19 protein-coding genes and 3 tRNA genes are annotated in these 22029 nt (G+C 71.3%); 10 read left to right on the top strand and 12 right to left on the bottom strand.

Going from position 1 to position 22029, the window contains the following annotated elements:
• Positions 1-166 precede the first annotated feature (166 nt).
• The gene (locus tag OHU34_RS22385; protein WP_142265039.1) at positions 167-1009 is read right to left on the bottom strand and encodes a hypothetical protein; all 843 of its coding nucleotides are present in this window, start codon (positions 1007-1009) and stop codon (positions 167-169) included.
• Positions 1010-1198: 189 nt separating this feature from the next.
• Between OHU34_RS22385 and OHU34_RS22380 the strand changes: the two genes are divergently transcribed.
• Both OHU34_RS22380 and OHU34_RS22375 read left to right on the top strand, forming a co-directional pair.
• Positions 1199-2299: a Leu/Phe/Val dehydrogenase gene (locus OHU34_RS22380; protein WP_405767983.1), complete on the top strand. Its 1101-nt coding sequence runs from the start codon at positions 1199-1201 to the stop codon at positions 2297-2299.
• 310 nt (positions 2300-2609) lie between these two features.
• Positions 2610-2870, top strand: a complete 261-nt coding sequence (locus OHU34_RS22375) for a DUF3073 domain-containing protein (RefSeq protein WP_142265040.1) — start codon at positions 2610-2612, stop codon at positions 2868-2870.
• A gap of 102 nt (positions 2871-2972) precedes the next feature.
• Here OHU34_RS22375 and purM read toward each other — a convergent pair whose 3' ends face one another.
• From purM to purS, 7 genes are all read right to left on the bottom strand, one after another.
• Positions 2973-4064: a phosphoribosylformylglycinamidine cyclo-ligase gene (gene purM, locus OHU34_RS22370; protein WP_405767981.1), complete on the bottom strand. Its 1092-nt coding sequence runs from the start codon at positions 4062-4064 to the stop codon at positions 2973-2975.
• Between the two features lie 51 nt (positions 4065-4115).
• Positions 4116-5642, bottom strand: coding sequence for an amidophosphoribosyltransferase (purF, locus tag OHU34_RS22365; RefSeq protein ID WP_062644596.1), 1527 nt, complete (start codon positions 5640-5642; stop codon positions 4116-4118).
• A 254-nt stretch (positions 5643-5896) separates the two neighbouring features.
• Positions 5897-6379, bottom strand: coding sequence for an META domain-containing protein (locus OHU34_RS22360; protein WP_405767979.1), 483 nt, complete (start codon positions 6377-6379; stop codon positions 5897-5899).
• A 49-nt stretch (positions 6380-6428) separates the two neighbouring features.
• Positions 6429-7226, bottom strand: coding sequence for a maleylpyruvate isomerase family mycothiol-dependent enzyme (locus tag OHU34_RS22355; protein WP_142265043.1), 798 nt, complete (start codon positions 7224-7226; stop codon positions 6429-6431).
• A 132-nt stretch (positions 7227-7358) separates the two neighbouring features.
• Positions 7359-9617, bottom strand: a complete 2259-nt coding sequence (purL, locus tag OHU34_RS22350; protein WP_142265044.1) for a phosphoribosylformylglycinamidine synthase subunit PurL — start codon at positions 9615-9617, stop codon at positions 7359-7361.
• Positions 9614-10294 (bottom strand): phosphoribosylformylglycinamidine synthase subunit PurQ, encoded by a 681-nt coding sequence (gene purQ, locus OHU34_RS22345; protein ID WP_020131277.1) that lies wholly within the window; start codon positions 10292-10294, stop codon positions 9614-9616. Before purQ ends, purL begins: the two co-directional genes overlap by 4 nt.
• Positions 10291-10563 (bottom strand): phosphoribosylformylglycinamidine synthase subunit PurS, encoded by a 273-nt coding sequence (purS, locus tag OHU34_RS22340; RefSeq protein ID WP_020131278.1) that lies wholly within the window; start codon positions 10561-10563, stop codon positions 10291-10293. The genes purQ and purS overlap by 4 nt, the downstream gene beginning before the upstream one ends.
• A gap of 363 nt (positions 10564-10926) precedes the next feature.
• Here purS and OHU34_RS22335 point away from each other — a divergent pair, with 363 nt between their 5' ends.
• The 8 genes from OHU34_RS22335 (at position 10927) to OHU34_RS22300 (ending at position 15506) form a co-directional block, all read left to right on the top strand.
• A complete protein-coding gene (locus OHU34_RS22335) occupies positions 10927-11244 on the top strand; it encodes an Lsr2 family protein (protein ID WP_020131279.1) in 318 nt (105 codons plus the stop codon).
• A 153-nt stretch (positions 11245-11397) separates the two neighbouring features.
• Positions 11398-11469, top strand: a tRNA-Gly gene (locus OHU34_RS22330).
• An 80-nt stretch (positions 11470-11549) separates the two neighbouring features.
• Positions 11550-11622 (top strand) — tRNA-Gly (locus tag OHU34_RS22325).
• 146 nt (positions 11623-11768) lie between these two features.
• The gene (locus tag OHU34_RS22320; RefSeq protein WP_405767976.1) at positions 11769-12737 is read left to right on the top strand and encodes an ABC transporter ATP-binding protein; all 969 of its coding nucleotides are present in this window, start codon (positions 11769-11771) and stop codon (positions 12735-12737) included.
• Positions 12719-13534 carry an ABC transporter permease gene (locus tag OHU34_RS22315; protein WP_142265046.1) on the top strand — a complete coding sequence of 272 codons (816 nt, stop codon included), beginning with the start codon at positions 12719-12721 and terminating at the stop codon, positions 13532-13534. The genes OHU34_RS22320 and OHU34_RS22315 overlap by 19 nt, the downstream gene beginning before the upstream one ends.
• A gap of 44 nt (positions 13535-13578) precedes the next feature.
• Positions 13579-14805, top strand: coding sequence for a sensor histidine kinase (locus tag OHU34_RS22310; protein ID WP_200839728.1), 1227 nt, complete (start codon positions 13579-13581; stop codon positions 14803-14805).
• On the top strand, positions 14802-15410 hold the full coding sequence (locus OHU34_RS22305; protein ID WP_142265048.1) for a response regulator transcription factor: 609 nt from the start codon (positions 14802-14804) through the stop codon (positions 15408-15410). The genes OHU34_RS22310 and OHU34_RS22305 overlap by 4 nt, the downstream gene beginning before the upstream one ends.
• A gap of 23 nt (positions 15411-15433) precedes the next feature.
• A tRNA-Gly gene (locus tag OHU34_RS22300) sits at positions 15434-15506 on the top strand.
• Between the two features lie 40 nt (positions 15507-15546).
• Here the strand turns inward: OHU34_RS22300 and OHU34_RS22295 are convergent.
• The 4 genes from OHU34_RS22295 to purD all read right to left on the bottom strand — a co-directional run bounded on the left by OHU34_RS22295 (position 15547) and on the right by purD (position 22029).
• Positions 15547-16446: a phosphoribosylaminoimidazolesuccinocarboxamide synthase gene (locus OHU34_RS22295; protein ID WP_142265049.1), complete on the bottom strand. Its 900-nt coding sequence runs from the start codon at positions 16444-16446 to the stop codon at positions 15547-15549.
• A gap of 93 nt (positions 16447-16539) precedes the next feature.
• The gene (locus OHU34_RS22290) at positions 16540-18051 is read right to left on the bottom strand and encodes a N,N-dimethylformamidase beta subunit family domain-containing protein (RefSeq protein ID WP_142265050.1); all 1512 of its coding nucleotides are present in this window, start codon (positions 18049-18051) and stop codon (positions 16540-16542) included.
• A 277-nt stretch (positions 18052-18328) separates the two neighbouring features.
• Positions 18329-20431 (bottom strand): hypothetical protein, encoded by a 2103-nt coding sequence (locus OHU34_RS22285; protein WP_405772326.1) that lies wholly within the window; start codon positions 20429-20431, stop codon positions 18329-18331.
• A gap of 335 nt (positions 20432-20766) precedes the next feature.
• Entirely contained in the window at positions 20767-22029 is a 1263-nt protein-coding gene (gene purD, locus OHU34_RS22280; RefSeq protein ID WP_054242232.1) for a phosphoribosylamine--glycine ligase, read from the bottom strand.

Below are 22029 nucleotides of genomic sequence, written 5' to 3'. Positions count from 1 at the left end.
TCGGGACCTACGTCCCGTCAGTTCCGTGAAGTGCGGTTGACCGTACGCTGTTCCACTGGTTCACGGCCGTGACGTGCGTCACTAATGAAAGCGCTGTCGCGTCTGTCACATCGTCAGATCACAGCGAACACGGGAGGTCGGCGGCCGTGCGGACCCACGGTGGCCGTCAGTTCGCCGAGCGCCGCTCCCGTACGGAACGCCACCGCTCCACGAGCCGGGCGTACGCCTCGGCCGCCGCCGCGCCGTCGCCGACCCGCAGCGCCTCGATGCCCTCGGCCACGTCCTTCGCCGAGTGATCGTCCTCCAGATCACCCGCCGGCAGCACGTGCACCAGACCGCCGTAATCCAGTTCCACCAGCGAACGCGGGTGGAACTCCTCGAGCCAGCGCCCCACGTCCACCAGGCCTTCGACGAGCGGCCCGCCCTCCATCGTGTCCTTCAGCGTTCGCAGCGACCGGGCCACCCTGCGCCGCGCCTGCACCATCGGGGTGCGGTAGCGCAGCACGGGGGCCACCTCCGCCGTCCCCTTCTCGTACTCCCGCTCCTCGTCGGAGACGAGCACGAACCAGTTCAGGGGCACGTGCCAGACGGCGGTACGGATCCAGGGGCGCGCATCGGGGTTGCGTTCGAGCCACCGCTCGTGGTCCTTGGCGGCCTCCAGGCGTACGACCTCGGGCAGTGCCGCCTCCAGGACCGGCCGGGGCAGCTCGTCGTCCAGCTCCGCCAGGGCCAGCCAGCCGCGCAGCCGGGTGCGCCAGGGGCAGACGCAGAGCACCCCGTCCACCTGGGCCAGGAACGCGTCGCCGCTCTCGTGCACGGGCACCGCGACCGGCGGGGTCGGCAGCAGGTCGGCCAGCGAGCGGCGCAGCTCGTCCTGGTAGGAGGGGAGCTCGGGGCGGCCGGCGTAGCGCGCCCAGTGGGTGCGCTCGGGCTCGGGGAAGGCGGCCAGCGGCTCGTACACACGCAGATAGACCGCGTACGGAACGACCACCGAGGACACCTTGGGCACGCCTGCTCCCTCCCCCTTCGGGCGATCGGGAAACCCTGCGAATCGTCCCACGGCGGTACTCCGGGAGAAGGTGATCCCCGACACTGCGAGGTCGGCGGGCCGGGCAGGCTCTACTCTCAGTCCATCAGGCCCGCCACCCTTACGGTGCCTGCGTCCCGACCCGCCGCTCGATACCCGGGAGTCACCACAGTGACCGACGTTTCCGGCGCACCTGCTGATGTACTGCACACCCTGTTCCACTCGGACCAGGGTGGCCATGAGCAAGTCGTGCTCTGCCAGGACCGCGCCAGCGGCCTCAAGGCCGTCATCGCCCTCCACTCCACCGCTCTGGGCCCGGCCCTCGGCGGTACCCGCTTCTACCCGTACGCGACCGAGGCGGAGGCCGTCGCCGACGCGCTGAACCTCGCGCGCGGGATGTCGTACAAGAACGCCATGGCCGGTCTGGACCACGGCGGCGGCAAGGCCGTGATCATCGGCGATCCCGACACGATCAAGACCGAAGCGCTGCTGCTCGCGTACGGCCGTTTCGTGGCCTCGCTCGGCGGTCGGTACGTGACCGCCTGCGATGTCGGCACCTATGTCGCCGACATGGACGTCGTGGCCCGCGAGTGCCGCTGGACGACCGGGCGCTCACCGGAGAACGGCGGGGCCGGCGACTCGTCCGTGCTGACCGCCTTCGGTGTCTACCAGGGGATGCGGGCCTCCGCGCAGCATCTGTGGGGCGACCCGTCGCTGCGGGACCGCACGGTCGGCATCGCGGGCGTCGGCAAGGTCGGCCACCACCTGGTGGAACACCTGCTGGCGGAGGGCGCCCGGGTCGTGATCACCGATGTGCGCCAGGAAGCCGTCCGGCGGATCGCCGACAAGCACCCCTCGGTGGGGGTGGTCGCCGACACCGAGCGCCTGATCGGGATCGACGGGCTCGACATCTACGCGCCGTGCGCGCTCGGCGGTGCGCTGAGCGACGACTCCGTGCCGGTGCTGACGGCGAAGATCGTCTGTGGCGCGGCCAACAACCAGCTCGCCCACCCGGGTGTGGAGAAGGACCTCGCCGACCGCTGGATCCTCTACGCGCCGGACTACGTGGTGAACGCCGGCGGCGTCATCCAGGTCGCCGACGAGCTGCACGGTTTCGACTTCGAGCGGTGCAAGGCGAAGGCCGCGAAGATCTTCGACACCACGCTCGCCATCTTCGCTCGTGCGAAGGCGGACGGGATTCCGCCGGCCGCGGCGGCCGACCGCATCGCCGAACAGCGGATGCACGAGGCCGCCCAGGCGCGCGGCTGGTGACCCTCGCGTAGGGCTCCGCGGCGACCCCTCAGGGGGTCCCGGCGGTACCGCCGGGAGGAAAGTTGGAGAGAACTCTCACTCTTCCCGGCGGGTCGGCCGCCGATAAGTGGTTAAAATCGCCACTGACCAGCGAGGACGGGGCGACCGAAAGGTGCTGCGCACACGCGCGTGCTACGGGCGACGTACCGTACGGGCGTGGGCTCAGGTACCGTGGGAGCCCTACGACGGGCTCTCCACGGAGAGACCGTCCTGGATCATGAACGCGTGTCAACCTGGGGCCGTCGAGCCCCGTCGTTGAGGGGGTCGAGCCATGGGGCGCGGCCGGGCCAAGGCCAAGCAAGCGAAGGTCGCCCGCCAGCTGAAGTACAACAGCGGCGGGACAGATCTCTCACGCCTGGCCGAAGAGCTGGGCGCATCGCCATCGAATATTCCGCCGAATGGTCAGCCATTCGAGGACGATGACGATGACGATGAGCAAGACGACGACCCGTACGCCCGGTACGCCGAGCTGTACGGGGACGACGACGAGGATGACGGCGAGGATTCCTCGCAACACCGTCGCGGCGCTTGACCTTGTACTGAGCACCCGCCCGGTCGGTGACTTCGGTCACCGACCGGGTCTTGTGCTGCCTACACGGTCCTGGGCCTGCCCGGTCGCAGGCCCGCCCGGTCCTCAGCCGGCGTAGTCCCCGACCAGCTCCGCGCCCGTGGTGTGCTCGCCGCGTTCGGTGATCTCGCCGGCGACCCAGGCCTCCACGCCGCGGTCGGCCAGCGTCGCCAGGGCCACGTCCGTCGACTCCTCGGGCACGATCGCCATCATGCCGACGCCCATGTTCAGGGTCTTCTCCAGCTCCAGGCGCTCGACGGAGCCGGTCCTGCCCACCAGGTCGAAGATCGGGGCCGGGGTCCAGGTGGAGCGGTCCACGACGGCGTGCAGCCCGTCCGGGATCACCCGGGCCAGGTTGGCCGCGAGGCCGCCGCCGGTGATGTGCGAGAACGCGTGCACGTCCGTCGTACGGGTGAGCGCCAGACAGTCCAGCGAGTAGATCTTGGTGGGCTCCAGGAGCTCCTCGCCGAGGGTGCGGCCGAGGTCGTCGATCCGCGCCTCCAGGGACAGCCCGGCCTGCTTCAGCAGGACGTGCCGGACCAGGGAGTATCCGTTCGAGTGAAGACCGGAGGCCGCCATGGCGATCACCGTGTCACCCGTGTGGATTCGATCCGGGCCGAGCAGCCGGTCGGCCTCCACGACGCCCGTACCGGCGCCGGCGACGTCGAAGTCGTCCTCGCCCAGCAGACCCGGGTGCTCGGCCGTCTCGCCGCCGACCAGGGCGCAGCCGGCGAGCACACAGCCCTCGGCGATGCCCTTGACGATGGCGGCGACCCGCTCGGGGTGGACCTTGCCGACGCAGATGTAGTCGGTCATGAACAGCGGTTCGGCGCCGCACACCACGATGTCGTCCATGACCATGGCGACCAGGTCGTGACCGATGGTGTCGTACACACCGAGCTGACGCGCGACGTCGACCTTCGTGCCGACGCCGTCCGTGGCGGAGGCGAGCAGCGGGCGCTCGAAACGCTTGAGGGCGGAGGCGTCGAAGAGGCCGGCGAAGCCGCCGAGGCCGCCGAGGACCTCGGGGCGCTGCGTCTTCTTCACCCACTCCTTCATCAGCTCTACGGCGCGGTCGCCCGCCTCGATGTCGACTCCGGCAGCCGCGTAGGACGCGCCGGAGGCACTGCCCGTGGCCGGAGGGGACTGATCAGACACAGAAGACATTGCCTGGGATCTTTCGGGTTGGTGAAACGGGGCTCTGCGGCGCTACGGGCGACGGATGGCGTCAGCCGCGGCCGTGGCTGCGGGACCCGCGGCCAGCTCGGTCTCCAGGAGCTGCTTGCCGAGCAGCTCGGGGTCCGGGAGCTCCATCGGGTACTCGCCGTCGAAGCAGGCGCGGCAGAGGTTCGGCTTGGCGATGGTGGTCGCCTCGATCATGCCGTCGATGGAGATGTAGGAGAGGGAGTCGGCGCCCAGGGAGGTGCCGATCTCGTCGATGGTCATGCCGTTGGCGATCAGCTCCGCGCGCGTGGCGAAGTCGATGCCGAAGAAGCAGGGCCACTTCACGGGCGGCGAGGAGATCCGGATGTGGACCTCGGCCGCACCCGCCTCGCGGAGCATGCGGACGAGGGCCCGCTGGGTGTTGCCGCGCACGATCGAGTCGTCGACGACGACCAGACGCTTGCCCTTGATGACTTCCTTCAGCGGGTTCAGCTTCAGGCGGATACCGAGCTGGCGGATGGTCTGCGAGGGCTGGATGAACGTCCGGCCGACGTACGCGTTCTTCACGAGACCCGCGCCGAAGGGGATGCCGGAGGCCTCCGCGTAACCGATTGCGGCCGGGGTGCCGGACTCCGGGGTCGCTATCACCAGGTCGGCGTCGACCGGCGCTTCCTTGGCCAGCTTGCGGCCCATCTCCACGCGGGAGAGGTACACGTTCCGGCCGGCGATGTCGGTGTCCGGGCGGGCCAGGTACACGTACTCGAAGACACAGCCCTTGGGCTTCGCTTCCGCGAACCGGGAGGTCCGCAGTCCGTTCTCGTCGATGGCGATGAACTCGCCGGGCTCGATCTCACGGACGTAGGCGGCACCGCAGATGTCGAGGGCGGCGGACTCGGAGGCGACCACCCAGCCGCGCTCCAGACGGCCGAGGACCAGCGGGCGGATGCCCTGCGGGTCGCGGCCTGCGTAGAGGGTGTGCTCATCCATGAAGACGAGCGAGAAGGCGCCCTTGACCTGCGGAAGGACCTGGTGGGCCGCCTCCTCGATGGTCAGCGGCTTGCCGTCCTCGTCGACCTGGGCCGCGAGCAGCGCGGTGAGCAGGTCGGTGTCGTTGGTCGCCGCGACGCGCGGGCTGCGGCCTTCCTGCTTGGGCAGGTCGGCGACCATCTCGGCGAGCTGGGCGGTGTTGACGAGGTTGCCGTTGTGACCGAGCGCGATCGAGCCGTGCGCGGTGGCACGGAACGTCGGCTGGGCGTTCTCCCACACGGAGGCCCCGGTGGTCGAGTAGCGGGCGTGTCCGACCGCGATATGACCCTGGAGCGAACCGAGCGAGGTCTCGTCGAAGACCTGGGACACGAGGCCCATGTCCTTGAAGACGAGGATCTGGGAGCCGTTGCTGACCGCGATCCCCGCGGATTCCTGACCTCGATGCTGAAGGGCGTAGAGCCCGAAGTAAGTGAGCTTGGCGACCTCTTCACCGGGAGCCCAGACTCCGAAGACGCCGCAAGCGTCCTGGGGGCCTTTCTCGCCGGGGAGCAGATCATGACTGAGTCGACCGTCACCACGTGGCACGCCACCGAGTGTAGGCGAGATCGACCACTGGTCCGAATTGGGGATACCCGCCGGTAACTCGATCACCGGCCGCCCGTCACCTCCATGATCGACTCATTTCCGCAGGTCAATGGCCGGATAAGATGATCCATTGGATGGCCGGACGGGCCCCGGGGGCGAGCGCGCGAGCACCCGTTCCGCCGGGGCGAGTGAGGTGTCGCACACCATCGGGGCCGACGGGCGCGCCTCACCGGAGCCGGAGAGCCGCCCGCGGGTCATTTCCTGGTCAGCAGGACCTGATCGCCGTCGGCCGTGGCGAGCGTCAGCGTGGTGCCGTCGACCTCGGTGCTGAGGGCGCCCTCGGCGAGGGTGCCGGCCAGCGTGCGCTCGAAGTCCATCGGCTGGTCCGCGCAGGCCATCCTGGTCGACCTGGCGTCACTGAACCGGATGCTGGCGCCCTCGACGGCGGCCTTGGCGGTGAAGTTGTTGCAGCCGTAACTGCCTGCCGCCTTGCCGTCCCGGATCTCGACGTGCGCGCCGGCCGGGGCGCGGTGGGTGGCGCCGTCCACGGTGACGCTGTCGACGTTCCAGCGGACCCCGGTGACGGGCTGCTCGGCGCTCACCGCCCCGCTGCCGGGCCGCTCACCGCCCGCCTTCTCGCTGCCGCAGGCCGCGGCGAGCGGGAGGAGCAGGACGGCCGCGGTCAGCGTCAGGCGCTGCTTGTACGTGTGCGTAGGGCTGTGCCTCTGCCTGTACATGCCGGTTCGACGGGACAGGTGGGGCGGTCGGTTCCACCTGGGGTCGGATTCAGGACATGAGGGGCAGCAGCGCCGTGAGGTCGGCCCGCTCGCCGCTCGCCGCGACCTTCGCCTGCTCGACGGCGTCCGGCCAGGTCACCCGGCCCGTGGCCAGCCGGATCCAGGTCAGCGGGTCGGTCTCGACGACGTTGGGCGGGGTGCCCCGGGTGTGCCGGGGACCCTCGACACACTGCACGACGGCGTACGGCGGGATCCGCACCTCCGTCGCGCCACCCGGCGCCCTGGCGGCGAGGGCGTCGGCGAGGAGCCGGGTGGCGGCGGCGAGCGCCTGACGGTCGTACGCGATGTCCAGGCCCGGGACGGCGGCGTTCAGGTCGTCGGTGTGGACGACGAGTTCGACGGTCCGGGTGACGAGGTGGTCGGCGAGGGTCATCGCGCCGGTGCGGGTGGCGAGGAGGCGGTCGCCGGGGGCGGTGGCCAGGTCCTCGGCGATGCGCTCCTCGGTACGGGCGAACAGGGCGTTCAGGTCGGGGTGGGCCGCGGCGAGCTCCCGGGTGCCGTCGGAGATGTCGGCGGCCCGGGCAGCGGTGGCGAAGGGCCACTGAAGGAGCGTGAGCTCCGCCTTCGGGGGCTCGTCCCGGTCGAGGTTGCGGCCGACCGTCGCCACCGCCATGGTCACGTGCGCGGCCAGCTCCCGTACGGTCCAGCCCGGCAGCCGCGTGGGCAGCGCGAGCTGCTCGGGGCCGAGGCCGGCCACGGCCCGCCGTACGTTTTCGAACTGCGCGGTGACCGCGGCGCGGATCTTGACGGGGTCGTACGCGCGGGTGCGTTTCCTGGCCGGAGGCATGGCGGTGAGCCTAGTGGCCGCCTGTGACACCGGGGCCGTCCCGCTCTGCGCGACCGTGGGACGGCACGACGAAGGCCCCGCCCGTGGGAACGGGCGGGGCCTGGACCGCCGTACGGATGCCGCGGGTGGTGCTTACGCGAGCAGCGCCGGGATGGTGTCCTCGTGAGCCTTGCGCAGCTCCTCCAGGGACAGCTCGAACTCACCCTGGAGCTCGACCGTGTCGCCGTCGACGACACCGATGCGGGTGACGGGCAGGCCGCGCGCCCCGCACATGTCGTTGAAACGCAGTTCCTCGGAGCGCGGGACGGCCACCACGGCACGGCCCGCCGACTCGGAGAACAGGAGGGTGAAGGCGTCGAGCCCGTCCGGTACGACCAGCCGCGCGCCCTTGCCGCCGAGCAGCGCCGACTCGACGACCGCCTGGATCAGACCGCCGTCGGACAGGTCGTGCGCGGCGTCGATCATGCCGTCGCGGGAGGCGGAGATCAGGATCTCGCCGAGCAGCCGCTCCCGCTCCAGGTCGACCTTCGGGGGCAGACCGCCGAGGTGGTCGTGGATGACCTGGGACCAGGCCGAACCGCCGAACTCCTCACGCGTGTCGCCGAGGAGGTAGAGCAGCTGGCCCTCCTCCCGGAAGGCGACGGGCGTGCGGCGCGCGACATCGTCGATCACACCGAGCACGGCCACCACCGGGGTCGGGTGGATGGCCACCTCGCCCGTCTGGTTGTAGAGGGAGACGTTGCCGCCGGTCACCGGGGTGCCGAGCTGCTGGCAGGCGTCCGCGAGGCCGCGGATGGCCTCCGCGAACTGCCACATCACCGCCGGGTCCTCGGGGGAACCGAAGTTCAGGCAGTCGGAGACGGCGAGCGGCTTGGCGCCGGTCGTCGCCACGTTCCGGTAGGCCTCGGAGAGGGCCAGCTGCGCGCCCGCGTACGGGTCGAGCTTGGCGTACCGGCCGTTGCCGTCGGTCGCGATGGCGACGCCGAGGCCGGTCTCCTCGTCGATCCGGATCATGCCGGAGTCCTCGGGCTGCGCCAGGACGGTGTTGCCCTGTACGAAGTGGTCGTACTGCGAGGTGATCCACTTCTTGGACGCCTGGTTGGGCGAGGCGACCAGCTTGAGCACCTGGTCCTTGAGCTCGGCGCCGGTCGTGGGCCGGGCCAGCCGGTTCGCGTCGTCCGCCTGGAGGGCGTCCTGCCACTCCGGGCGGGCGTAGGGGCGCTCGTAGACCGGGCCGTCGTGGGCCACGGTCCGCGGGTCGACGTCGACGATCTTGCCGCCGTGCCAGAAGATCTCCAGCCGGTCGCCGTCGGTCACCTCACCGATGACGGTCGCGATGACGTCCCACTTGTCGCAGATCTCCAGGAACCGCTCGACCTTCGCCGGCTCGACGACCGCGCACATACGCTCCTGCGACTCGCTCATGAGGATTTCCTCGGGCGAGAGCGTGGAGTCGCGCAGCGGCACGTCGTCCAGGGTGACGCGCATACCGCCCGAGCCGTTGGAGGCCAGCTCGGACGTCGCGCAGGACAGGCCGGCCGCGCCGAGGTCCTGGATGCCGACGACGAGCTTCTCCCGGAAGGCCTCCAGGGTGCACTCGATGAGGAGCTTCTCCTGGAAGGGGTCGCCGACCTGCACGGCCGGGCGCTTCGACGGCTTGGCGTCGTCGAAGGTCTCGGAGGCGAGGATCGACGCGCCGCCGATGCCGTCGCCGCCGGTCCTGGCCCCGTAGAGGATGACCTTGTTGCCGGCGCCGGATGCCTTCGCGAGGTGGATGTCCTCGTGCCGCATCACACCGATGGCACCGGCGTTGACCAGCGGGTTGCCCTGGTAGCAGGCGTCGAAGACGACCTCGCCGCCGATGTTCGGCAGGCCCAGGCAGTTGCCGTAGCCGCCGATGCCGGCCACGACGCCCGGCAGGACGCGCTTGGTGTCGGGGTGGTCGGCGGCGCCGAAACGCAGCGGGTCCACGACCGCGACCGGACGCGCGCCCATCGCGATGATGTCGCGGACGATGCCGCCCACGCCCGTGGCCGCGCCCTGGTAGGGCTCGACGTACGAGGGGTGGTTGTGCGACTCGACCTTGAAGGTGACCGCGTAGCCCTGGCCGACGTCGACGACGCCGGCGTTCTCGCCGATGCCCACGAGCAGCGCGTCGGACCGGGGGGCCTTCTCACCGAACTGGCGGAGGTGGACCTTGGAGGACTTGTACGAGCAGTGCTCGGACCACATGACCGAGTACATGGCCAGCTCGGCGCCGGTCGGGCGGCGGCCGAGGATCTCGACCACGCGCTCGTACTCGTCCTTCTTCAGGCCGAGTTCGGCCCAGGGCAGCTCGACGTCGGGGGTCTCGGCCGCGTGCTCGACCGTGTCCAGAGGCGTCCGGCTCATGCGTTGACCAGCTTCTTGAGGATCGAGGTGAAGAACGGGAGACCGTCGGTGCGGCCGGAGCCGACGAGGGGCTCGACGGCGTGCTCCGGGTGCGGCATGAGGCCCACGACGTTGCCGGCCTCGTTGGTGATGCCGGCGATGTCGCGGAGGCTGCCGTTGGGGTTGACGTCCAGGTAGCGGAAGACGACCCGGCCCTCGGCCTCGAGCTGGTCGAGGGTGCGCTCGTCGGCGACGTACCGGCCGTCCATGTTCTTCAGCGGGATGTGGATCTCCTGGCCCGCCTCGTAGTCGGCGGTCCAGGCGGTCTCCGCGTTCTCCACCCGCAGCTTCTGGTCGCGGCAGATGAAGTGGAGGTGGTCGTTGCCGAGCATCCCGCCGGGAAGCAGGTGTGCCTCCGTGAGGATCTGGAAGCCGTTGCAGATACCCAGGACCGGAAGACCGGCCTTCGCCTGCTCGATGACGGTCTCCATCACCGGCGAGAAGCGGGAGATGGCTCCGGCCCGCAGATAGTCGCCGTAGGAGAAACCGCCGGGCAGCACCACGGCGTCCACCTGATGGAGGTTCTTGTCCTTGTGCCAGAGAGCGACGGGTTCGGCCCCCGCGAGCCGGATCGCACGCTGAGTGTCCCGGTCGTCGAGGCTGCCCGGGAAAGTGACGACGCCAATACGAGCGGTCACTTCGCGGCTCCCGCGACTGCTTCTTCCGACTCGACCTTGACGGTGAAGTCCTCGATCACGGTGTTCGCGAGGAAGGATTCCGCAAGATCGTGGATGCGGGCGAGGGCGGCCTCGTCGACCGGCCCGTCAACTTCCAGTTCGAATCGCTTTCCCTGACGTACGTCGGAGATGCCTTCGAAACCCAGCCGCGGCAGTGCGCGCTGCACCGCCTGGCCCTGGGGGTCGAGGATCTCCGGCTTGAGCATGACGTCGACTACGACGCGTGCCACTGGCACTCCCGGTGGTGTGGTGCTGAGCAGGTGCCTGCGGGTGTCTCCAACAGGTGTCTTCAGACTACCCGTACAAAATTTCTACGCGGGTAGAGTTGTAGGAAACTACGTGAGCGCCATCACGATCGGGTATCGGACCAGTGCCTTGGCGAAAATTTCAGGGAAAGATCCGGGGTGCGCCGACGTTCCCTATTGCCCTGGGACACGCGGGCAGATTTAGTCGAGCTTCACATTGCAATGCCGGGCACTGTACAAATGAATTGTCATTAGCCGATACTTTGCCCCATAACAGGCGGACAGTCGACATCTCCGTGACGTCTTGGCACGTCATCGCAGAGGTGTCGCACGAAGGGACCGATATTCGTGGCGCAGAAGGTCGTGGTCACTCTCTTTGACGACATCGACGGCTCGGAAGCGGCGGAAACGATCGCCTTCGGGCTCGACGGCAAGTCGTACGAGATCGACCTGAATGAAGCCAATGCCAAGAAACTGCGTAAGGCTCTCGAGCCCTACGTCGACGCCGGCCGCAAGCGGTCGAGGTCCGGCAAGGCGTACAAGCAGACGGAGGTCGCCCCCGACCCCGCGGCCGTCCGGGCCTGGGCCCAGGCCAACAAGCTGGAGGTGCCGGCGCGCGGCCGCATCCCCAAGAAGGTCTACGAGGCGTTCGCCGACGCGCAGTGAGCCGCACCCGCTGATCGGCTCCCCGTGAGCCGCGGGCCGACGGCCGGTCACCGGCCCCTCGAACGTACCGACTTGCGCTGCACCCCTCCTGGTCAGCTAGAGTCTGGAGCACGCCGAGGGGCCAGGCCGAAAAGCCCAGCTCACGGAGTACACGCGGGTGTAGTTCAGTAGTAGAACATCCCCCTTCCAGGGGGAAGGCGCAGTGTGCGATCCCTGTCACCCGCTCTGCATGACCTGTCTGACCACTGCTGTGGATCAGGTAGGGTGGTGCTCGCGCCGATCGGTGAAAGCCGGTCGGAGGCAATGCGGACGTAGCTCAGTTGGTAGAGCGCAACCTTGCCAAGGTTGAGGTCGCGAGTTCGAGCCTCGTCGTCCGCTCGGGAATCAGACCCCGGTCCAATGGACCGGGGTCTTTTCGTGTGCCGTGAGCGGGTGGGTGACGCGAGCGACCGTCTGACATTTGTCATACGGAGTGGTGACACCTCGCACTGCTGCCGGCCTCCGCCCGCGGGGAGGCTCGAGGCATGGACACGAATGAACACGTGATCGAGGTCACCGACCTCCGGCGTGTGTACGGGGGCGGGTTCGAAGCGGTCCGCGGGATCTCCTTCCACGTCGAACGCGGTGAGATCTTCGCGCTGCTCGGCACCAACGGCGCCGGAAAGACATCGACGGTCGAGTTGCTGGAGGGACTCGCGCGCCCCGACGGCGGGCGGATCAGGGTTCTCGGCCACGATCCGTACGCCGAGCGCGCCGCCGTCCGGCCGTACACCGGCGTGATGCTCCAGGAGGGCGGCTTCCCCTCCGAGCTGACCGTCGCCGAGACCGCGCGCATGTGGGCCGGCTGTGTGAGCCGCGCCCGCCCGATCAGGGAGGCCCTGGCACTGGTCGGGCTCGCCGGGCGGGCCGACGTCCGGGTCAAGCAGCTGTCCGGCGGTGAGCGGCGGCGTCTCGACCTGGCGCTCGCGGTCCTCGGAGAACCCGAGGTGCTGTTCCTGGACGAGCCGACCACCGGCCTGGACGCCGAGGGCCGCCTGGACACCTGGGACCTGGTGCGCACGCTGCGCGACGCCGGTACGACGGTGCTGCTGACCACGCACTACCTGGAAGAGGCGGAGAACCTCGCCGACCGGCTGGCCATCCTGCACAAGGGCCGTATCGCGGCCGCCGGAACACCCGCCGAGGTGACCGGCGCCCAGCCGTCCCGGATCACCTTCGAACTGCCCGAGGGGTACTTCGTGGGCGATCTGCCTCCGCTGGGCGAGCTGGGCGTGTGCGGTCACGAGGTCGACGGACGCGTCGTACGGCTGCGCACCCGGGAGCTCCAGCGGGCGGCGACCGGGCTCCTGGTGTGGGCCGAGCGGGCCCAGGTCGCGCTGCGCAGGCTGGATGTGCGGTCGGCCTCGTTGGAGGAGGCGTTCCTGGGGATCGCCCGGGAGGCGTCGAGGAACGACGAGACGAAGGAGGTCACGGCATGGGCGGGGCGTCGGTGAAGGACCCGGCCACCCGTGCGGTCGGCCGTTCGGTCACGACTCCCGCGAGCCGTATGGCCGCCCTCGCGCGGGCCGAGCTGACCCTGCTCGGGCGGAGCAGGAGCACGATCATCGCGGCCGTGTTCGTGCCGCTGGTGCTGCCGGTGAGCCTGGCGTCGGTGGTCGGGGACATGGACGTGGAGGACGTCGGGCTCAGTGTCGGCCTGGTGCTGCTGCCCGCCGCGATCGGCGTCTCGCTGCTGTTCGGGGTGTACTCGGCGCTGGCGGCCATCTACACCGCCCGGCGCGAGGAGCTGGTGCTGAAGCGACTGCGTACCGGTGAGCTGCGGGATCCGGAGATCCTCGGCGGGGCGGCGCTGCCCGTCGTCGCCACGGGGCTGGTGCAGTCCCTGGTGCTGGTGGCCGGCTGCACGGTCCTGCTCGACGTGCCGGCCCCGAAGGCCCCTCATCTCGCCGTTCTGGGACTGCTGTCGGGCCTGGTGATGTGCGCCGCGCTCGCGGCGGTCACGGCGGCGGTGACCCGGACCGTCGAGAGCGCACAGGTCACCACGATGCCCATGGTCCTCGTGTCGATGAGCGGCTCCGGCGTGACCGTCCCCCTGGAACTGCTGCCCGACCGGCTCGCCTCCGTCTGCGAACTGCTGCCCCTGTCCCCGGTGATCACCCTGATACGCGGCGGCTGGACCGGAAGCCTGTCGGCGTACGAGGCCCTGGGCGCCCTGGCGACCGCACTGGCCTGGACCCTGCCGGCGGTGTTTGCTGTACGCCGGTGGTTCCGATGGGAGCCCCGGCGCTGAGGTACGAGGGGCGCCGGGAGTACGGGGAAACGGGGGGCGTGCGGATGCGCAGGCCGTGGGGCTGGTGGGGGCGGAAGAGCACACCCGCGAAGGTCGAGACATACACGCGGTGGTCGTTCCACTTCTTCGCCGTGGCCGAGTTCATGGCGGTGGGACTGCCGTTCACCGGCGGGCTGCGGACCGGCACGGGGTGGTGGCTGCCGGCGATGACGGTCGCGCACTGCGTCCTGAGCGCGGTGACGGCGTCACGGGCGCTGGACTGGACGCGCGGTCGCCGGCCGCAGCCCGTCCGACTGCTGTGGACCCTGGCCGCGGCCACCGCGGTCGTCGCCGTCACCGCGATCGGCATCGCGGAGCGCGGTCCGGACCGCGAAGGCGTCGACACCGCCGCGGGCGGGGTCTTCGGAGTCGTCCTGGTCTTCGGGGCCGGCTTCACCGCGCTCGGCGTGCGCAGACGACGACGCGTGCTCGCGGTCGTCGCCGGCTTCGCGCTGGGCGCCGGGATCGTGGCGTTCCCGGTCGGACTGCCCGGCCCGGCCACTCTGGCGACGATGACCGCGGTGTTCGTCGGCGGCGGATTCCTCGCCTTCACCTCGATCTTCTCCGTCTGGCTGCTCGACGCCGTCTACCGGCTCGACGAGGCCCGTGACACCCGGGCCCGGCTCGCCGTCGCCGAGGAGCGGCTCCGGTTCGGGCGGGATCTGCACGACGTGATGGGCCGGAACCTGGCGGTGATCGCCCTGAAGAGCGAGCTGGCCGTGCAACTGGCCCGACGGGGACGACCGGACGCCGTGGAGCAGATGATCGAGGTGCAGCGCATCGCGCAGGAATCGCAGCGCGAGGTGCGCGCTGTCGTACGCGGATACCGGGAAGCCGACCTGGGGGTCGAACTCGCGGGCGCGCAGGGGGTGCTGAAGGCGGCGGGGATCGCGTGCGCGGTGACCGGGGAGACCGGCGGGCTGTCCGCCGAGGTGCAGTCCGCGCTCGCCTGGGTGGTGCGCGAGACCACCACCAACGTGCTCCGGCACGGAAACGCCGGCCGATGCACGGTCGCGTTGCACAGGACGGAGGGGCACGTGGTGCTGACGGTGGAGAACGACGGCGCGGGGCCCACCGGCGCCGGCGGCGGTTCGGGCCTCGCCGGGCTGCGGGAGCGGTTGCGGGGCGTCGACGGGACGCTGGAGGCGGGGTTCGCCGAGGCGGGCGTCTTCCGGGTCGTCGCCGAGGTCCCGTTGAGCGGAAAGGCTGCTGTGAGAGAGGTCGCTTCATGACCGTGCGGGTGCTGCTCGCCGACGACGAACATCTCATCCGGGGCGCGCTGGCCGCGCTGCTCTCCCTGGAGGACGACCTGGTGATCGTCGCCGAGGCGGCCACCGGGCCGGAGGCGCTGGCGATGGCGCTGGCGCACCGGCCCGACGTCGCCGTCCTGGATCTGCAGATGCCGGGCACCGACGGTGTGAACGTCGCCACATCCCTGCGCACCGAACTGCCGGAGTGCCGGGCACTGATCGTCACCAGCCACGGCCGGCCCGGGCATCTCAAACGGGCGCTCGCGGCCGGTGTGCGGGGGTTCGTCCCCAAGACGGTGAGCGCGCAGCGGCTCGCGGAGATCATCCGTACCGTGCACGCCGGGAACCGTTACGTCGACCCGGAGTTGGCGGCCGACGCGATCGCCGCCGGTGACTCGCCGCTGACCTCGCGTGAGACGGAGGTTCTCGAACTGGCCGCCGACGGGGCGCCCGTCGCGGAGATCGCCGAGCGGGCCGCGCTGTCCCAGGGGACCGTACGGAACTATCTGTCGTCGGCCGTCTCCAAGCTCGGGGCGGAGAACCGGCACGCGGCCGTGCGGCTCGCCCGGGAGCGCGGTTGGGTATAGTTGGCCTCGCGCCACGGCGCACTGCGGACGTAGCTCAGTTGGTAGAGCGCAACCTTGCCAAGGTTGAGGTCGCGAGTTCGAGCCTCGTCGTCCGCTCCGTCACAAAGGCCCCGGTCATCGACCGGGGCCTTTCGCGTCAGGCCCAGCCGATGCCCGTCAGGCGCTCGTAGGCCTCGATGTACTTCGCTCGGGTCGCGTCCACGATGTGCTGCGGCAGGGGCGGCGGGGGCTGCTCGCTCGCCCGGTCCCAGCCGGACTCGGCCGAGGTCAGCCAGTCCCGCACGAACTGCTTGTCGTACGAGGGCTGCGCGCGGCCGGGCTGCCACTGGTCGGCGGGCCAGAAGCGGGAGGAGTCCGGGGTGAGGACCTCGTCGGCGATGACCAGGTCCTCACCCTCGAAGCCGAACTCGAACTTGGTGTCGGCGAGGATGATGCCCCGGTCGCGGGCGATGTCGCGGGCGCGGCCGTAGACGGCGAGGGTCGCCTGGCGGAGCTGGGCCGCGGTGTCGGCACCGACCTGACGGGCCACCTCCTCGTAGGAGACGTTCTCGTCGTGCTCGCCGACGGCGGCCTTGGTCGCCGGGGTGAAGATCGGCGCGGGGAGTTCGCTGCCGTCGACCAGGCCCTCGGGGAGGGCGAGGCCGCAGACCGTGCGGGACTCCTTGTACTCGGCGAGGCCCGAGCCGGTGAGGTAGCCGCGGGCCACGCACTCCACGGGGATCATCCGGAGCGACTTGCAGACCAGGGTGCGGCCGGCCCAGTCGGCGGGGGCCCCGGCGGGCAGTTCCGTGCTCAGGACGTGGTTCGGGACCAGGTCGCGGAGCTGGTCGAACCACCACAGGGAGAGCTGGGTGAGGACACGGCCCTTGTCGGGGATCTCGGTCGGCAGCACCCAGTCGAAGGCGGAGGTGCGGTCGCTGGCGACCATCACGAGGTCGCCCGCCTCGTTCTGGTACAGCTCGCGCACCTTGCCGGTGTGCAGATGCACCAGACCCGGCACCTGAAGGGGCTCGGGCTTTTCTACGAATCCGGACACGGTTCCTCCCCGTGGTTCTGTCCTGGTGCGTCGATTGTCCCGTACATCGGGATCGATCAAGGACAGCGGGTGGCGCGAGCGGGCGTACGCGCGTCAGTCGCGTTTGCAGATGCGGTCCAGGAGGTTGGCCGTGGCGCGTTGGACGCGGGGGTCCACATGGCCGGGGCGGTCCAGCGCCGGGGACCAGGCGAAGGTGCCGGAGGCGAAGACCAGGGCGCCAGAGGGGGCCCGGTAGAGGGAGGTCTCCTGGTGGCGGAGGACGCCCTGGCTGTCGGCGTACGGGGAGTGGGCGAGGAGTATGCGCTCCTCGTGGGGCGGGAGCGGGGTGCGCGGGAAGTAGCGGTCGGCCTCGCCCGCGACCAGGTCTTCGATGCCGTCACCGTCGCACGCGCCGGTCGCCTCCCACAGCCAGTGGTCGGCGTTGCGGACGATCAGCGGATGCGGCTCGGGCACCCGGCCCGCGTACTGGATGCCGACCAACTGCTGCTCGGCGCGGTCGATCTCCCGCCACAGGACGGACTTGCCGGGCCCCTTGCGCTTGCGGCAGGTCAGCAGGCGGCTGGGGACGCCGGAGGGGGAGGGACCCAACTCCACCTGCCAGTAGAGAGAGTTGGCGGACAGGAAGACCAGTGAGGTGCCGCTGTCGCGGGCGAGCTCCACGGTGCGGCGCATGCTCGTCGACCAGTACTCGTCGTGGCCGGGGAAGACCAGGCCGCGGTAGCGGGTGGGGTCGATGTGACCGGCGTGCAGGTCGCGGGCGTCGGCGTAGGCGAGGTCATAGCCGTAGCGCTCGGCCCAGCGGATGAAGTCGTAGGCGTGGCCGACATGCAGGGGCAGGCCCGCGCCGGCGTACGGACGGTCGAAGGAGACCGTGGTCGCGGCGTCGGCCTCGCCGAGGAGACGGCCGTCCTCGTCCCACGCGTGGTAGAGGCTGGCGCCGCTGCGGCCGTCCTCGGGGTAGAGGTTGTAGGCCTGCCAGGTGACGTCGGGCAACAGCAGGAGCAGATCGGCGGGGTGGTGGTCGCGGACCGTGAAGGGGACGTGGGAGCGGTAGCCGTCGACGGTGGTGAGGACGGCCACGTACGCGCCGACGCTCCAGTACGACGGGACCTGTAAGCGCCAGGAGAGCCACCAGTGGTGGCAGGAGACCGTACGGTCGGCGGTCAGCGGCGGGGGCTGGACGATGCCGGAGAGGCGCGGGCTGGTGGTGATCTTGGCGGCGCCGTCGCCGTCGTAGTGGCCGATGCGGTAGACGTCGACGCTGAATTCCTGAGGCGGGTCGACCGTGATGTGGAAGTCGACCGCCTCGCCGGGGGCGACCGCACCGGTGGAGACGAAGCCCTTGATCTGGCGGCGCACGTCGTCGGCCGAGCGGGGGCCGCCGACCGAGGGCTCGGAGCGGGGGGCCGGGACGCGGAGGCCGCCCCGGGCGGGGTCGGGGGCCGCGTCCACGTACCAGGGGACGACCTGACCGGTGTCGTCGAAGTACGTCTCGCTGCCGCGCAGCCACGGGACGGGGCCCTGTCCGAAGGGGTCCGTCACGGCGTGGGCCAGTGCTCCCGACTCCCATCGGCGGATGTGTTCCGGTCCTGGTCCGGGTCCCATGGTGCTCCCCTCCCTTGTGCCCCCGTGCTGGTTCGTGCGTACGCCGTACGTGACCGCCCTGCGCGTTTGTCCTATGTCGCAAGCCCTTGCCATGGGCCCGATCGGTCCCAGCACATCACATAACGCGCGCAGGCGGTCACTATTCGTTGCGAATTGGCCGAAAGTGGAATATAGAGCTCCGCTAGGGCTTGGTCGGTGGGGCGCCGGGGGTTGCCGAGGGGGCGGCTGGGGTCGGCTGCGGGCGGACGGCACGGGCGGCGTCGGTGCCTCGGGGCGCTCAGCCGAGCCGTACCGGCTTCTCCGGGCGTATCCCGAACTCCACCAGCCAGGTGCGCAGGGGGACCGCGTCGCCGTCCTCGACGAGGCTGAGCACCCGGGGCGCCAGGTCGGCCACGCGCTCGCCGTCGACCAGGAGGGTCGGGCCGTCGAGCCAGTCGAGACCCGGAAGGGCACCGACGGTGTCCATCGCGGCGCAACAGACCATCGCCGTGACGTGATCGGCCAGGAGCTCGCGGTCGGTGCGCGGCGGCTGGAGGGGGAACAGGGGGAGCGCGTCCTGGTCCCACAGGGCCATGTCGGGGCCCTGCCCGGACGCCGCAGGACCGGACGAAGCGGGGGGCGCCGCTGCCGCCGCTGCGGCCTCCTCCCGCCCCAGCTCGGCACCGATCCCGGCGGCGAGCGCCGCGCTGCGGGGGTTCGGGGGCAAGAGCTCCTCGTCATCGGCGAGGTAGACGGGTTCGGGGGCCGGGAGGGGGGCCGCTGTGACGGGAGCAGCGGCGGAGGCTGCGGCGGGAGCAGCGGCGGGGCCGGTGCCCGGAGCGAGGTCCGGGTTCGGGTCCTGGTCGGGCTTCGGGACGGTGGCCTGGTCGGCCGAGGTGGGGACGGAGGCGGGGGCAGGGGTGGCCGTCGGGGCGGCGGAGGCCGTCGGGCGTGCCAGGTCGGTCGGCTCCGCCGGGTCCATCGGGTCGGTCGGCCCCGTAGGGCCCGCCAAGTCGGCCGACTCCGCCGGGTCCGTCGGGTCCGCCAAGTCGGCCGACTCCGCCGGGTCCGTCGGGTGGGGGCCCGCCGGGGCGGTGGGTCTGTCCGTCAGGTGGTCCAGGACTCGGGCCAGGGTGGGGCCGCTGTGGGAGCCGGCGGCGTGGGCGGTGCCGGTCGGGTCGCAGGTGCGGCGGACGCCGAGGGTGTCGAGGACCCGGTGGAGCCGGGCCGCGTCGGTGCGCCACTTACGGTCGACCACCTCGTCCGGATAGTCCTCCCAGGCCACCGGTGCCCAGTCCGGGCCCGGATCCGCGGGGCCGCCGTGGAAGAGGCGGGCGGCGAGCAGCGAGGCGGCCTCGTCGATCGTGCCGGGCTCTTCGAGCAGGTCGCAGGCGGGGCGCTCGCCGAGCCGGGAGGCGAACCCCTCGGCCAGCCGGTCGCGCCGGGACAGCTCGGTGAGGGCGGCGACGACGCCCGCGTCCAGCCGGGAGGGCCAGCGGCCCATCCGCCAGGCGGGCAGCGCCACCCGCGTCAGCAGACGGTCCCAGCCCGCGTAGGCCAGGCCCACCTGCTCCTGGGCGACGATGCGCAGCCCGTAATCCACAGCCTGTGCACGCTCGGAGGCCGCGGCGGCGACGCCCCGCTCCATCTCGCCGGCGTGGATCTGACAGCCGCGCAGCATCAGGCGGGCGGCCCAGCCGATGCCCGAGCAGGCCGGGCGCAACACGGGATACCGGTCGCCCCGGTAGGCACTGACGGCCACCGCGGCGTCCAGCCCGCGCACGAAGCGCCGGGCCGCGGCTATGTCGGGGTGCGCCGAGGGGCCCGTACCGGCGACGACCGGGGCCAGCACGGCGCGCAGCTCGCCCACGCGCATCCACCACAGGAACGGGGAGCCGATGACGAGCACCGGTGACGCTCCCGTACGGCGGTGGAGGGGGCCGTGGGAGCCACCCGGGCCGGCTATCTCGTCACCGCCGCGGGACGGCGACGGGCTGTGGGCCGGGTGGGTACGGTCCTCCAGCCAGCTGTCGCAGTCCGGCGTGAGCGCTATCGCGGAGGGCGCGGGGACGTCGAGGCGGTCGGCGAGGTCCCGGACCAGCCGGTACAGATCGGGGGCCGCCTCCTCGGCGACGGCGACCGTGGGGCTGACCGCGGGGCGCGCGCGGGCGACGACCAGGCCGATGACACCGGCGGCCAGCAGTACCACCGACGCGACGACGGACACCGTCCAGCGGGCGGCGTCCCATCCCGGGCCCACGAAGTGCCCGGTGGAACCGCCCGCCAGCAGGATCACCGCGGCGGCCGCGGGCAGCAGCGCGACAGCGAGCGCCCGGCTGCGGATGCGTAGCACCGCCAGTGCCCGGGCCCGCGCGGCCTGCGCGCCCATCTCCACTCCCATACCGGTCACGACCGGACCTCACCCCCTCCCTACGGTCCTGTTTCCCCCGGCTGTCTTCGCAGTGGTCACTCCCCCACTGTGGCACCGACCACCGACATCGCAATGCCGGTGGGCCAAGTGCCGGAACGAGTACCGGAACGCTTGCGCCGCACCCTAGTTGGCGCTCCGGCCCACGTCAGCCGGATAGCTCAGCGCTCACACGATGGAATGGCTTTGGGGAAAGGTGGATGACGGTGGGCAACGATCAGGCCCCGGGTTCCATGGGTCCTCCGTGCGGAGTTCCATGGTGGCCCGGGGCCTGAGAGATCCCTGCTGATGCCTGCCGCGGCGAGTGCCTACGCGCCGGCCGCCGCCTTCGCGGCGATGTCCGTACGGTGCTGCGAACCGTCGAGCCCGATGCGGCCGACCGCCTGGTACGCGCGCTCGCGGGCCTCGGTGAGGTCCGTGCCGGTCGCGGTGACGGACAGTACGCGCCCGCCGGCGCTGACGACCGTGTCGCGGTCGTCACCGTCGTACTTCGTCCCGGCGTGCAGGACGTACGCGTGCGGGGCGTCCTCGGCGGCCACCTCGGCGAGGCCGGAGATCGGGTCGCCGGTGCGCGGGGTGCCGGGGTAGTTGTGCGAGGCGATGACGACCGTGACGGCCGCGTCCTCGCTCCAGCGCAGGGCCGGCAGGTCGGCGAGGTCACCGGTGGCGGCCGCCTTGAGGACACCGGCCAGCGGGGTCTTCAGCCGGGCCAGGACGACCTGGGTCTCGGGGTCACCGAAACGGGCGTTGAACTCGATGACCCGGACACCGCGACTGGTGATCGCGAGGCCCGCGTAGAGCAGTCCGGAGAAGGGGGTGCCGCGGTGGCGCATCTCGTCGACGGTCGGCTGGAGAACCGTCTCCAGGACCTCGTCCACCAGCTTCGGGTCGGCCCAGGGCAGCGGCGAGTAGGCACCCATGCCGCCCGTGTTGGGGCCCTCGTCGCCGTCGAGCGCGCGCTTGAAGTCCTGGGCGGGCTGGAGCGGGACGACGCTCACGCCGTCGGTGATCGCGAAGAGGGAGACCTCCGGGCCGTCGAGGAACTCCTCGATGACCACGCGCTCACAGCCGGCCGCGTGCGCCGCGGCGGCCTCCAGGTCGTCGGTGACGACGACGCCCTTGCCGGCGGCCAGACCGTCGTCCTTGACGACGTACGGCGCACCGAAGGCGTCGAGGGCCTCGGCGACCTCCTCGGGGGTGGTGCAGACATAGGAGCGGGAGGTCGGCACGCCGGCCGCGGCCATCACGTCCTTGGCGAACGCCTTGGAGCCCTCGAGCTGCGCGGCCTCCTTGGAGGGGCCGAACACCGGGATGCCCGCGTCGCGCACGGCGTCGGCGACCCCGGCGACCAGCGGCGCCTCCGGGCCGACGATGACCAGCTCGGCGCCCAGCTCGACGGCCAGCGCGGACACGGCCTCGCCGTCCAGGGCGTCGACCCGGCGCAGCTCGGCGACCTCGGCGATGCCGGCGTTGCCGGGAGCGCAGTACAGCGCGGTGACGGCGGGGTCGAGGGACAGTGAGCGGCACAGGGCGTGTTCGCGGGCGCCGCTGCCGATGACGAGGACGTTCAC

Source organism: Streptomyces sp. NBC_00080 (assembly GCF_045041255.1).
Classification (GTDB): Bacteria; Actinomycetota; Actinomycetes; order Streptomycetales; family Streptomycetaceae; genus Streptomyces; species Streptomyces coriariae.
Note: the sequence above shows the minus strand (reverse complement) of the source record. Positions and strands in the feature narration are given on the sequence as shown.